General features: G+C 64.9%; 4 protein-coding genes and 1 pseudogene. 1 reads left to right on the forward strand and 4 read right to left on the reverse strand.

What is annotated here, in order from left to right:
* Positions 1-9,247: VCBS domain-containing protein (locus tag OO306_RS21200; RefSeq protein ID WP_265969832.1), on the reverse strand; the 9,247-nt coding region annotated here is incomplete at its 3' end.
* Positions 9,248-9,342: 95 nt separating this feature from the next.
* Positions 9,343-10,866 carry an HlyD family efflux transporter periplasmic adaptor subunit gene (locus OO306_RS21205; RefSeq protein WP_369124840.1) on the reverse strand — a complete coding sequence of 508 codons (1,524 nt, stop codon included), beginning with the start codon at positions 10,864-10,866 and terminating at the stop codon, positions 9,343-9,345.
* Here OO306_RS21205 and OO306_RS28430 point away from each other — a divergent pair.
* Positions 10,753-11,052, forward strand: a pseudogene (locus OO306_RS28430) (hypothetical protein); the annotation flags it as partial. The gene OO306_RS21205 and the pseudogene OO306_RS28430 sit on opposite strands and share 114 nt — an antisense overlap.
* Before the next feature lie 380 nt (positions 11,053-11,432).
* Here OO306_RS28430 and OO306_RS21210 read toward each other — a convergent pair.
* A complete protein-coding gene (locus OO306_RS21210) occupies positions 11,433-12,779 on the reverse strand; it encodes an efflux RND transporter periplasmic adaptor subunit (RefSeq protein ID WP_265969834.1) in 1,347 nt (448 codons plus the stop codon).
* Positions 12,766-13,527: an efflux RND transporter periplasmic adaptor subunit gene (locus tag OO306_RS21215; protein WP_265969835.1), complete on the reverse strand. Its 762-nt coding sequence runs from the start codon at positions 13,525-13,527 to the stop codon at positions 12,766-12,768. Before OO306_RS21215 ends, OO306_RS21210 begins: the two co-directional genes overlap by 14 nt.
* Between the last annotated feature and the right edge of the window lie 256 nt (positions 13,528-13,783).

The following is a 13,783-nucleotide window of genomic DNA, read 5'->3' on the forward strand; positions in this document are numbered from 1 at the left end:
CGTTGCTGTTGTCCACCACGTAGCGGTAGTTGCCTTGGGCATCCAACACCAGGCTGCCGTAGTTGCCGGCCAGGGCTTGGCCTGGCGTGCCGTTGACGCCGTTGGGGTTGACCACGGCGCTGACGATAAGGGTGTCGCCATCGGGGTCGGTATACGCGCTGCGGATGCTGCCGCTTGGGTCCAGGCCCGGCTGGCCATTGTTCACTCCCCCGGCCTCGATGGCGTCGACCGTGACCGGGTTGACCACGGGTGGGTCGTTGACGCCGGTGACAGTGATCACCAGTTGCGCCTGATCGGTCAGGCCGCCGCTGTCGTGGATCTGGTAGGTAAAGATCACGTCCAGGCTTTGCCCAGCCGTCAAAGCAAGGAGGGTTGGGTCTGCGCTATTGACTTCGAAGGTGTAGCTGCCGTCCTCATTGAGAATCAACTGCCCGAAGTTGCCACTGATCAGGCTGTTATCCGCCAGGCGGCCAACCGTACCGGTGATAGTGGCCGGCGCGCCGTTGGCCACTGGGGTGAGCGTGCCGCCAGCGACCTCCAGGCCGCTGCGTACGCCATCGACTTTGAGCTGGGTCGCGGTGGGTTGGTCAAGGTTGTCGACGTCCGTGTCGGCACCGACGCCGCCATCGCCGGTGATCACGTTACCGCTGGCGTTGACCGGCGCCGGGCTGCCATCGGTAGCCCCCGCGCTGGCGGTACCATGGTCGTCGACGGCCACCGGCGCATCGTTGGCGCCCTGGATAGTGATCACCAGCACGGTGACAGCGGTCAGGCCGTCGGTATCGACCACCTGGTAGGTGAACTGCTCGACCAGCGTCTGGCCAGGGGAGAGCGCCTGCACGGTGGCGTTGCTGTTGTCGATGACGTAGCGGTAGCTGCCGTCGGCGTTGATGGTCAAGCTGCCGAAGCTGGCTGGCACGCTGGTCGCTTGGCCGTTGGCTACCGGTACCAGTTGGCCGCCCCCGGCACCATCGAAGCGGATCGCGTTGACTTGCTTGGTTTCGCCCAGGGCCACGGCGTCGACGTCGGTGTCGTTGTCCAGCACGTTGCCGGTGGCATCCTGCCCGGGGGTGCCGTTGTTGGTGCCACCGGCTTCGATGGCGGTGGCGGCGTCACTGGTCGCAACAGGGGTGTCGTTGCGGCCGTGGATGATGACGGTGAAGGTGGCCGTAACGATTTTGCCGTTGCCATCGCTGACGCTGTACTGGAACACCTCGGTCAGTTGGTCGGCATCGGTGCGCAGGGCCTGAACCGCAGCGTTGCTGTTGTCCACCACGTAGCGGTAGTTGCCTTGGGCATCCAGCACCAGGCTGCCGTAGTTGCCGGCCAGGGCTTGGCCAGGCGTGCCGTTGACACCGTTGGGGTTGACCACGGCGCTGACGATCAGGGTGTCGCCGTCCGGGTCGCTATACGCGCCGCGGATGCTGCCGCTTGGGTCGAGCCCCGGCTGGCCGTTGTTCACCCCACCGGCCTCGATGGCGTCGACCGTGACCGGGTTGACCACGGGTGGGTCGTTGACGCCGGTGACAGTGATCACCAGTTGCGCCTGGTCGGTCAGGCCGCCGCTGTCGTGGATCTGGTAGGTAAAGATCACGTCTAGGGTTTGCCCGGCCGCTAGCGCTCGGATGGCCGGGTCGGCGCTGTTGACCTCGAAGGTGTAGCTGCCGTCTTCGTTCAGAATCAGCTGGCCAAAGTCGCCGCTGATCAGGCTGCTGTCGGCCAGGCGGGCGACTGTGCCAGTGAGGGTTGCAGGTGCGCCGTTGGCGACCGGCGTAAGGGTACCGCCCGTGACTTCCAGGCCGCTGCGCACGCCATCGACCTTGAGTTGGGTCGCGGTTGGCTGGTCGAAGTTGTCGACGTCCGTGTCGGCGCCCACGCCGCCATCGCCGGTGATCACATTACCGTTGGCGTTGACCGGCACGGTGCTGCCGTCGCTGGCACCCGCGCTGGCGGTGCCGTGGTCGTCCACGGCCACCGGCGCATCGTTGGCGCCCTGAATGGTGATCACCAGCACGGTCACCGAACTCAGGCCCCCAGCATCGACCATCTGGTAGGTGAACTGCTCGACAAGAGTCTGCCCTGGGGATAGTGCCTGCACCGCGGCGTTGCTGTTGTCGATGACGTAGCGGTAGCTGCCGTCGGCGTTGATGGTCAAGCTGCCGAAGTCGGCCAGCACGCTGCTCGATTGGCCGCTGACCACCGGAATGATCCGGCCGCCGCCCAGCCCATCGAAGCGCACCGCGCTGACCTGCTTGGTCTCGCCCAAGGCCACTGAGTCGACGTCGGTGTCGTTGTCAAGCACATTGCCAGTGGCATCCTGCCCTGGGGTGCCGTTGTTGGTGCCTCCGGCTTCGATGGCGGTGCCAATATCGCCATGGGCCACCGGGGTGTCATTGGCACCATGGATATTGATCTGCAGCACCGAGCTGCTGGTCAAACCGCCGGTGTCGACGATGTCATAGCCGAAGAAATCACTGATGAAGTTGCCGGCGGTGCGCAGCGCCTGCACCTCAGGGTTGTCGTTGTCGACGATGTACTGGAAACCGCCGCCGGCGGTGATCGACAAGGTGCCGTACAGCCCTTGCAAGGTCGTGACCCCATTGGCGGCCACTGCGACACCTCCGGGGGTGGTGGTGTTGGCGATGCGGGTGACGGTAAGCACGTCGATGTTGGTCTGGATATCGACATCAGTGTCGTTGTCCAGCACGTTGCCGGTAGGGTTCACGCCAGGGTCGGCGTTGTTGAAGCCACCGGCTTCCACGGCGATGGCCAGGTCGGCGTTGGCGATCGGGGCATCGTTGACCGGGTCGATGATGATGTTCATCACGTCGGTGTCGGTCAGCGCATCGGCCGGGTTCTGTCCAGGCACGCCGTCGCCGTTGACCGGTGCGTCGCCGAAGTTGCCTTGGTCGTTGGTGACCATGGTCAGGGTTTCAGGGTCGCGGAAGGTGTTGAAGTCCTGGTCGCCTTTGTAATACAGCTGGCTCAGCAGCACGTTCAGTTCGGCCAAGGTGCCGGTAAGGACCAGGCTGCGCCCAGCGCCGGCAGGAGCTGTAGCTGTGGCCGCCGGCGGGGTGGCGGTTTGCCAGATGACCCCGTGTACCACGGTCAGGGTAATGCTCATGACGCCGTCGGCAGTGCCGGCGTTGACGTCCACGTCACTGATGGCCAAGCCACCGATGTGCAATACCGTGTCTTCCTGGCCGTGCTGGTCGGACACTGTGTTGACCGGCGCCTCGTTCACATGCACGTAGCCGGCGTCAGCGGTGCCGGTAGCGCCTTCGCCGAGTGCCAGGTTGATGCTGCCCAGGCCTGTAGCCGCAGCGCCCGTGTCGGTGTCGATACGCACCCGGAAGGTGTTGTTGGCGCTGACCTGATGGTCTTGCGCCACCGCGATCAGGTAGCTGCCGGAGGGCAGCAGGGCGAACTGGTAGAGGCCGCCATTGGCGGTAACGGTGTTGAACGTGCGGTCGTCCGCGGTGCCGAACTGACCGTCGTCACCGGCCCAGGTCAGGGTGACGCCGATGCCGTCCAGGCCGGGGCCGTCCGGGCTGACGTTGTCCGTGGCGCTGCGGGTGTCGTCCCACAACGTGCCCTGGATCACGCCCATGCCAGCGCCATCGCTGAGGATGTAGTTGTTCAGGCCGGTTGCGCCATCTTGGCCGGTGCGCTCACCGTCGGCAGCGCCAGCACCCGCTGGCAGCGAACCGCCCCAGCCGTTGGTTTCGAAGTCGGTGGGCAGGCTGGTCCAGGTGAGCACGGCAGAACTGGCGGTGTCGTCGGCGATGGTTACATTGGGCAGGGTGACGGTGTAGATCACCTGGATCGCGTCGTTGGGCGCGAGCCGTGCGAAGTCCATGACGATACCGCTGCCGTCGCTGAAGCTGATGCCGCTGGGCAGGTTGCCCAGGTCCAGCGCCACGCCATTGAGCAGGATGCTTTGCACCTGGTAGTTGCTGCCATTGGGGAACTGGTCGGTCAGGTGGGTGTTGTAGGCGGGGGCGCCGCCATCCTGGGTGAAGCTCACCGAGACGGTGGCCGTGGTCGTGCCGGCGCCCGGGGCCACGTCGATGACCGACTTGTCCATGCTGGTGAAGCTGGGCTCCACCACGCGCTCGAACACGGTATCGCTGCGGCCGCGGTCCACGCCATCGCCAGGGCCCACGTGTTCGAACACGGTCATGCCCAGCTGGGTGTTGGCCTGGTTGCCGGTCACGTTGTTGACGCGCACGTTGAACTCAAGGATCACGCCTTCGATATCGCTGTCATTGGCCTCGCCATTGGTCACGTTGCCAAGGCTGAAGGTGATGGTCTGGCTGCCGTCTTGGTTGGTCGTGATCTGCAGCCGGCCATTGTCACCGTCGAAAACACCCGAGGGCACTACGCCGCCCAGATCGGGGTGGATTGGCAAGGCCACATCGCTGTTCTGGTTGCCGGTCATGTACAGCGAATTGCCGTCGCCGAGCACCAGGTCGGTGGCGTCGGTGGTCAAGCCGCCTAGCTGGCTCGACACCATGGCAATCAGGATGTTGTTGAGGTCGGCGGTGATGAACTCCAGGCCGGCGGCCAGCTCGATGCGGATCTGGTAATTGGGGTTGTCGCCGGTCGGTACCAGCACGGCCACGCGGTAACGGACGATTTCGCCGACTACCACAGTTTCCAAAAGGCCGCTGGTGTCGGTGGCGCCGCTGCCGTTGGTGGCCGGGGGCGTGTCGGTGACGCCGCCGACGCGGGACACCTGGATGCCGTTGGTGACCGGGATCAGCAAGGCACTCAGCACCCGGTAATCGTTGAGCACGCCCGAATTGAGCAGGCCATCGTCGCCGCTGCGCTCGCCATTGACGGTATCGGTGCTATCGCTGCTGCCGTCCAGGCTGCTCCAGCGCACCACGACGTTGTTGGCGATCGCTGCCTCGCCTGCGGCCGTGGCATTGACCACGCCGGTCAGGGTGATGACGATGCTGCCGCCGTTAGCGATGTCGATGTTGGCGCCATTGGCGGTCACCAACTGGCCGTTGAGGATGACGAAATCAACGCCGCCATTGTTGGTGGCGCCGCCGCTGTACTGGACGGTGCCACTGATCACCAGGTTGTCGATTTCAGTCGGCAGCACGTCCAGCAGGCTGATGTCGAACGCGTCGGTGCCCGAATTGTTGGCCACGGTGATGGTGAAGGTGACGGTATCGCCCTGGTCGAAGCCGCCAAACGAGGGAGTCGAGGTGATCTGCTGGGTGACGCTGAGGGTCGGCTCGACGATGGTCACGCCGGGCTGTTCGGCACTGTTGATGTTGCGGTCCACGGCGGTGGTGCCATTGGGGGTGTCGCCATCGGGGTCGCTGTACACCAGCTGCGCGCCATTGTTCAGCGTGGTGCCTTGCTGGTTGCCGGTCACGTTGCTGGCCACCAGTACCAGGCGGATGACGAAGCTGTTGTTGCCGGTGATGTTGTCGGCCGTGGCCCCGGCGCTGCCGAACACCAGCATCAGGTCGGCGCCGTCGCTGCCGTCCAGGTTCACCGGGTTGACGTTCAGTACACCGTTGAAATCGGCCGTGAGGGCGGCACTACCTGTGGTGCTGGTGATGATTTCATAGCCTAGGTTGCCATTGAACCGTGGGTCCAGGCGCAGGCCCGGAGGGATCAGGTCATTGATGCGCAGGCTGCCCGTTGAACCCTCGGGCAGGGTGACGACGATGTCATAGGTGATGCTTTCGCCGATCACCAGGTTGCTGCCCGTGGTGTGCCCGGCGCTGGAGTCGTCCTCGGTCAGGCTGCCGTCCTTGTAGGTCTTGCTGATGGTCGGCGCGGCGACTTGCTGGTTGGCGACCTCGGTCAGGTCGGTGGGGGTGAAGTCCTGGCCGCCATCGACGCTGGCGTAGAAGGTCAGCGCGGCAGTGCTCTGCAGCGTGCTGGAGGCGAGGATGGCATTGTCCACGCTGACGTCGTAGGTGATCACCACCACGTTGGCCCCGGACAGGTCGCTGGCGGTGCCGGCGCGGCCGGCCAGCAGGGTGGCCTGGCCGTTGGCGTCGAGGAAGGTGATGGCGTTGCCGTCGACACGGTAGTCGGTGCCCTGCACCAGCACGCTGCCGTCGCCGCGGTAGATCTGCAGGTTGGCCGCGCCCAGGCTGCCACCGACGAACGACAGGCCAGCGGGCAAGGTAATGCTGGTGCTGACATCGTAAGCCCCGCCGCCGCCGGTGTTTTTCAGGGCGGTGGCCAGGCGAAGGTTGTCGGCACCGTCGATGCCGCTGACATTGCCGTCCACCGCCGCCAGGCTGGTCACGCTGCCGCTGAACGGCACGCCACTGCTGCCAGGGGCGGCCCAGCTGCCGGTGATGCCGGTGACCGTGCCGTTGCTGCTGGACACCACGCCGTGCTTGATGTCCAGCACCGGCTCGGCGACCGACTCGATCACCGCCACATCCGATGAGGTGAGCACGGTCTTGTCGACTGTGGTGGTCTGGCTCGACTGCGCCAGCACGTCGAGTTCTCGTTGGTCGGCATACGGCTGGTCGCCCACTATCATGGTGAAGCGAACCTGCACGGTGCCGCCACTGAGGCCGCCAGAGACGAAGTCACCGAAGTCGAAGATGATCGAGTTACCCGGGCCAGTGGTGACGCTGTCGGGCACATCGAGAATGGTATTACCGCTGCCGAACGTCCACTGGCCAACCCCGCTGCCGATGCTCCAGTTGATACCGCTGGCATTGAGCAAGGGCAAAGGCAGGTACGCGGTGAGCTTGAAGTTCTCGTAATCGGCTACAAGCAAGTCGTAGCTAATGGTGAAGGTCACAACATCGCCCGGACGCAGCTCGCCGTTGCTCGGCGGGTTGCCGCCGTTGACTTGGGTGAGTTCGATATCGACCGAGGAGCTTTCGATGGTGCTTGTGGTACTGGACCCATCTGTCTGGGTCCCGCCAAGGTTGACCGCATCGCGCAGCACGGTGGCATCCACCGTGGCGCTGTTGCCGACGCTGTCACCTTCGTTGAGCTGGTCGTGGGGTGGGTGGTCACTGGTGTAGGTGGTGTCGATCAGCGCGTCGTAGACGATGTTCAGGCGCGTGGCACCTTCCTGCAGGGTGTCATCGTAAAGGTCGCCGAACAGCGCTGCCACGCCAGGGCCGGCAACCGCCTGGCGAATGGACTCGGCAATGTCGAAGACCAGCGTGGTGCTGCCGTCGGCATTCACCGTCTGGGTGTAGACCAGGGCGATGGCCTGGGAGCCACCATGCTGCTGGATGATCAGCGTAGGCGGGTTGCTCGGGTCGAAGGTTTGGCCGTCGCCGAGCAGGTCGGTCAGGGTGAGCTGGCCCTGTTCGAGGATGTTTTCGCCAAAGGCGAAGAAGTCGGAAATGGCCACATCCAAGGTGTAGCGCAAAGTGTCGCCGGGTGTGAGGCCGGGCGTGCCGACGTCATTCTGCAGGTCGACCTGCTTGAGCAGGGTGATCGACTTGGCGACGAAGGTCACGCCTTGGCCATTGCCGGTCTCGGTGAACGGGTAACCGTCCGGGTCGATGGGGCGGTCGCGTGGGTCGAGCGGGTTCCAGCCACCGCTCACGCTGGCGGTGCCGAAGTTTATGGTGGTCGGGTTACCGGTGGTCGGGTCGATCACTGGGCGGCCGTTTGCGTCGATTTCCGGCACATAGAAGCTGACTTGGGTTTCGCTGGCCGCGCTTAGGGTGTCGTAATGGATCTCATAGCTGGCCACGAAGGCGTTGGGGTTGGCCAATGCCGCAGCGATAAGCAGGGGGTTGGTCAGCACCGTGCCGTCATGCAGGGTGACCGATGTCAGGGTGCCGCCAGCCCCCGGCGTGATGGCACTGACATGCACCTGGTCGGGCACGGTCTGGGTGACGGTGACATTGCTTAGCGTTTGCCCGGGGGCCGGAGTTACGGTCACGGTCTGGGTACGGGTGAAGTTCGGCCCGGTTACCGTTTCGCCTTCTGGCATGTTGACCGTTTGCGTGACCTTGAGCAGGGTCGGGGTGACGATGAAACTGTGTAGTGCGCTTTCTACCCGGCTTGGGTCCTGCACCGGATTGTTCAGCGAATCGTTGCCGTACTCGAAGCCTGCCCGGGCGTTGATGGTGAGGTTAGGCGTGCCGTCGGAGTAATGGGTGTCGGCCAGATTGCTCAACTGCGCGGTAATCTGCACATCGATGGCGGGCTGGCCGTTGGTGACGCTGGCATAAGGCAGTTGCAGTACCACCATCTGGTCACCGGGCTTCATGCCGACACTGGCAGCATTGATCACCAGGGCATTGCCGCTGGCGTCCTTGGCCAACGGGTGGGTAGCATTGCCGTTGGCATCGAAGGTGATCACGAAGCTGTTCACCGCCTGGCCGAGGTAGGTGGCGGAGACGAAGGTGGCGCCATCGTCGCCGTCGCGCCCGGTGGCCGGCATGAACACATCGAGGAACGGCGCGTAGCCTTCCTGGGTCGAGGGGTTGCTGAAACTGACGGTGAAGTTGAATTGCTCGCCCAGTTGCACCTCGACGCCGCCGCTGCCCAGGCTGGCGGTGGGGCTGGCATCGGCCAGCAGACCCTGGAAGCCGTTCAGGGTGGCTGCTGCCAGGGCAATGGTCTTGTCGACATCGCCACTGCTGACCTCAAGGCGCCAGTCGCCGCCGGCCAGTTGGCTGCCGGTGGCGTTGCTGGAGGCACCGACGTCAGCGCCGGTCCAGCGCGCCAGTTCGTTCACCAGCGCCTGGCCTGCACTGCCGGCACCGACATCGCAGCCATACAACTGGATGTCCGCGCCCGCGTTGAGTTCACCGCGCCAGGCGCTCAGGCGGTCGCCCAGCTGCTCGACGGTTTGGCTGGTGAATACCTGGTTGCCCAGGGTGAACTGGCCAGACGCGCCGTGCGAGAACACTTGGATCGAGTCGACCTTGCCCAACTGCGCCAGCGCGTTGCTGATGGCTGCGATGGCATCCTGGCCAGGGTCCACCACCAGCGCGGTGGTGCCGGTTGGCAAGTTGGCGGCCAGCTGGTCGCGGTTTTCCACCCGGGCATCGATGACCACAAGGTTGCGTGGTGCGGGCGCCGCTGCGGTGGTTTGCGCCTCGCTAGCAGTAGGGGCAGGATGGCTGGTGTCCTTGGCCTCTGCTGTACCGGGATCACTGTGATGCTGCTGGTCGACAGCCGCTGCGCCAGCGCCGTCGAAGAGGATGCGTTGCTCAAGGGCAACTGTCTGCGACCGAGGGCGCGAAACCATGGCGAAGCCGGCTCTGCTCTTGATGTCCATTTCCAATCCTGCCCAGAAGTTACGATGCCATTTCCGAAACTAAATCAATCCTAGTCCGATTTTTTCGGGGTGCCGGGTGAGGCGCCGGAAGGTCTTCAGAAGCCGCTTTCGCGCAGCCCGACCCCCAGAATCCATTTACCCAGCTCACCGAGGATGCTGCGTTTTTCCCCTTCGATCTGCAGCTTGCCGCGGGTTTCGCGCACGCTGGCCACCGGCTCATCCAGCGCGACCAGTACCTGGAACAGCGCGTTGCTGGGCACCAGCGACTGGCCGCTGGTCGGCACCGGGCCGCCGAAATGCGAAGACAACATGCGGTGGGCCAACTGCCCGGCGCGGGTGCTGCCAATGGCCAGCACTTTGCCGCGCAGCGCGGTGGCCTGGCCTTCGGGGTAAAACTTCACGGCATTGCCTACGGCCAGGTGGTGCACCTGGTCCTGGGCAACGTAGGCATCGACCTGCCAGTGGCTGGGGTCGATCAGCATGCCCAGTGGCTCTTGGCGGTTGAGCCACTGGCCGGGGCGCCAGTCAGGGTCCAGGTCCAGCCAGGTGCCGGCGAACGGCGCCTGCAGGTTGAGGCGGGCGATTTCGATGCGTGCCGCGCGGGCTTCTTCGTTCTGCACCTTCAGGCGTTGCTGGGTGGCAGCGTCCTCGGCCAGCCCGGCGGGGTCGGCCAGCAGCCCAGAAAGGCGCGCCTGATAACTGCGGGCGCTGGCCTGGCTGCTGCGCATGCGCGAATCCAGGTCTGGCTCTTCGAGCACTGCCAGCACGTCGCCAGCCTTGACCAGGCCTTGCGAATGCAGGCTTTTCAACCGCGCAGGGTAGGGCGTGTACACGCGCAACTGGTGTTCGGCCCGGGCCACGCCAACGGCGTCGACCTGGCTGTGCCAGGGCACCGCCAGCGCCAGTAAGGCAAAGCCTGCGCCTAGGTAGAACAGCCGTTTGCGCTGCCCCGGGATGCGTGCCCGCTGTTGCCACCAGTGGCTCAGCTCACGTTTCACCGGCAGTGCGATAAACCACGCCAACTCGACCATGAACAGCACGATCCCTAACAGTTTGAAGAAGAACAGGTACACCGCCACGGCAATGCCGAGGAACAGCACCAGGCGGTACAGCCAGGTGGCAAAAGCGAACGCGACCAACAGGCGGCGTTGCCCCACCGGGAACGGCTCGGGCCACGGCTCGTTGAGCCCAAGCAGGTTGCGCCGCAGGGCCACCCGCGCCAGCGCCGAGGCGCGTTCGTGCAGGTTGGGGAAGTCGAGCAGGTCGCTGAGAATGAAGTAGCCGTCGAAGCGCATGAATGGGCTGGCATTGAGGGCCAGCGACAGCACCCAGCTGGTGGTCGCCAGGTACAGCAGCGCGTTGCGCAGGGCGCCGTCGTCGCACAGCGCCCAGCCGAGGGTGGCCAGGCCTGCCAGGGATAATTCGGTGACGATGCCGGCCGAGGCGATGGCCAGGCGCTGGTGGGCGCGCTTGAGCTTCCAGCTTTCGCCGGTGTCGGTGTAGAGCATCGGCCACAGCACCAGAAACGCCACGCCCATGTGCCCCACGCGCAAGCCCAGGCGCGTGGCGACCAGCGCGTGGCCAAGCTCGTGCAGGGTTTTTGCGACCACCAGAGCCAGGGCAAAACTGAACAGGCCTTCGGTGGAGAACGACTCGACCACCGCATGGGTGAAGGCGTCCCACTGCTGCATCACCAGGATGATCCCGAGCAGGGTCAGGCCGATCACCAGCACCCCGGTAAGCGGATGGAACAGCCAGCCCAGCGCTACCGCCAGGCGCTGCAGACCGGCTTGCGGGCGCAGTAGCGGCACGCGGAAGAACAGGTAGTGGTGCAACCACCAACGCCAGCTCGACCAGGTGCGCGCCTCGCTCGCGGCCTGCAGTTTGGCCAATTGCTCGGGGCCGGGGCGCAGCAGGTGGTGGTGTTCGAGGAACGTGCGCAGCGCCAGCACCTGCTCGACATCGGGGTTGAGCGCGCTGTCCCGCGACACTTGCTCGCTGATTTGGCGCGGCGTCTGGCCCCAGCGCAGCAGGCACTCGAACTCCAACCAGCCAATCCGGTAGAAACGGTTGACCACGGTGTCGTGGATCATCCATGCCGGTTCCCCTTCACGGCTGTCGGCGGCCTCGCACAGGCGCAGGTCCTCGCGCAGCGGGGGCAGTGGCAGGTCGGACAGGTCGAGCATTACCAGCCACTCCAGGCACGCACCGTGGCCAGCGGCCGGCGCAGCAGGTAATAGCCGAGCATTACCCGGCCACCGTACAGTTTGGCGGTGCCGTGCAGGCCCAGGCGGGCATGCTCGGAGCGTTCGTCAATGCTGGCCAGCAGGCGGTAGGCGACCACGCCGTCATCACTGGGCTTGGCCTGGTAGCTGGTTTCGAGGATTTTGCCCTTGAGCGGGCTGAGCGGGTAGGCGGTGAGGAACAGCGTGACCTCGGCGCCTGGCTCCAGGGCGATGGCATCGGCCACGGCCAGCTGGATCTGCATGGCCGGTTGCGCCGGGTCGGCCACGTGCATGATGCGCTCACCGGTCGACACCGGCTTGCCGAGCCAGTCGTTGGGGTCACTGAACACGGCAACCCCGGCCCGTGGTGCCAGCACCTGGGTACGCCGTAACTGCGCTTGCACCGCGGCCAGCTCGGCGCGACGTTGCTGGGCACGGCCTTGCAGCAAGGTCAGCTCGTTCTTGCTTTGCGGGTTGTCGAATGCCCGCTGGCTGACGGCCAGCAACTCGGCGTCGGCCACCGCGACTTCCTTGCCGAGCACCTCGGCGCGGCTGCGCAGGGTGGTTTCGTCGAGGGTGAACAGCGGGGTGCCGGCTTCAACGGGCTGGTTGGGGCGCACCAGCACTTGGGCGATCACGCCGTCGATCGGTGAACTGACGATCTGTGCCTGGCGCGACACGATCTGTGCCGGTGCCAACGCCGTTTGCCGCACCGGGAGAAGCAACAGCCCGGCTGCCACCAGCAGGGTGATCAGCACCTGGCGACGGCTGGGGCGCCAGCGGCCGATTCGCCGGCGCCGGGTCAGCGCATGCCAGCAATAGGCCCAAGTGCGCGTCAAACCATCCAGCTGCTGGTGCAGCACCGCCGGCGGCGCTTCTTCCAGCAGCAATACCAGCAGGCCACGGCGCTGGCCGGTCGGGGCATGCAAGGGTATGCACCACAGGCCGGTAGGCCACCACTCGGCCCAGCCCTCGGCGATGTCTTCAGGTGGCGCGGCGTTGGCCTGGGTCAACCAGGCGGGCTGTGGCTCGACCAAGCGCTCGGCCAACCAACGGCTGGCGCGCCTGAGCCAGACCAGGTAGGGCGAGTCTTCGCTGGGGCGCGCCAGGCCCGACACGCACAGCAGCTCCAAGCCGCTGTTGCCTTGCTCGAACACCAGCGCCTGGTGGAAGGGCAGCAGCGGATACAGGTCGTTGGCCATGCTGAACGCCAGCGCGCCTAGCGTCTCGGCGGCCATGGCTTTATCGCGCAGGGCGTCCAGTTGCAGCAACAGCTGCGGGTGGGGCAGTGGCCTATTCACGGTCATGGTCGAACCGCGCCGTGCCGCTCATGCCAGCGATCAGCTCGGGGTAACGCTGGTCGAACCGCGCTTCAAGTTCCACCGTCTGCGCCACGGCATCGACCCTTGAGTTGATCACGCTGACCTTGGCCGGGTAGGTTTTGCCCGTCTCATGCACAGTCACCTGCAGCGTCTGACCGGGGCTTAGGCTTTTCAGTTGGCTGGAGGGTACATTCAGGCGCACCTTCAATGCGCCGTCGCTGACCAGGTCGAACAGTGGCGTACCCGCGCTGACGGTCTGGTATGGTTTGACGTAAACCTTGGCCACATGGCCCGAGAAGGGGGCCAGCACCTGGCAGTAGCTCATCTGCGCTTCGCCCATGGCGCGGGCGCCATCAGCCTTCTGCACTTCGGTATTGGCTGCTGCTACTTCGATATCGCCGACGGCGTCGAGCTTGCGCAGTTGCTTCTTGGCTTCCAGGTTCTGCCGGGCCATGGCCAGCTCGGCCACGGCGACCTTGCCGCGGGCTTGTGCCTCGTTGCAATTGAAGCGCGCCAAGTTCGCGCCCTTGGTCACATGTTCGCCGAAGCTGGTCTTCAGCTCGCCCAAGGTGCCGCTCATTTGGCTGGACAGAGTGGTTTCCAGTTCGGCTGCCAACAGGACGCGTATCAACTGCGGGTCTTCTGCGGTCGGCTCTTGCTCGGCGTGGGCGCAAACGCTGGCCAAGGCCAACAAAAACGGCAGGTAACGGTGTCCAACAACAGGCAAAAGCATGCTCGACTCCTTGCTCCAAGACACTTAAAGGCGGAGTAGCCGCTGGGGTCTTCCTCTGTGACCCGGGCTGAACCCTTAGGTTGACGCTTTTGTTGCTTGCATAAAACGGGCTGCTTTAAGCCTCATCTCATTAAAGAACCGAAAACGGCGTTGCGGTATGTTCAATTGGCGACACGCGCTGGGGTAATGCAGGAACGGCTGACGAGTTGTACTACGGTGAACGTGGCTCGCGGTTGCCATCATTCACGTACCGATT

Origin of the sequence: Pseudomonas sp. DCB_AW, assembly GCF_026240895.1 — a bacterium.
Taxonomy (GTDB): domain Bacteria; phylum Pseudomonadota; class Gammaproteobacteria; order Pseudomonadales; family Pseudomonadaceae; genus Aquipseudomonas; species Aquipseudomonas kermanshahensis.

Bases quoted from the DNA above. Each gene is read 5' to 3' on its own strand.
- OO306_RS21210 (WP_265969834.1), bottom strand. From the start codon at position 12,779: ATGACCGTGAATAGGCCACTGCCCCACCCGCAGCTGTTGCTGCAACTG.
- OO306_RS21215 (WP_265969835.1), bottom strand. From the start codon at position 13,527: ATGCTTTTGCCTGTTGTTGGACACCGTTACCTGCCGTTTTTGTTGGCC.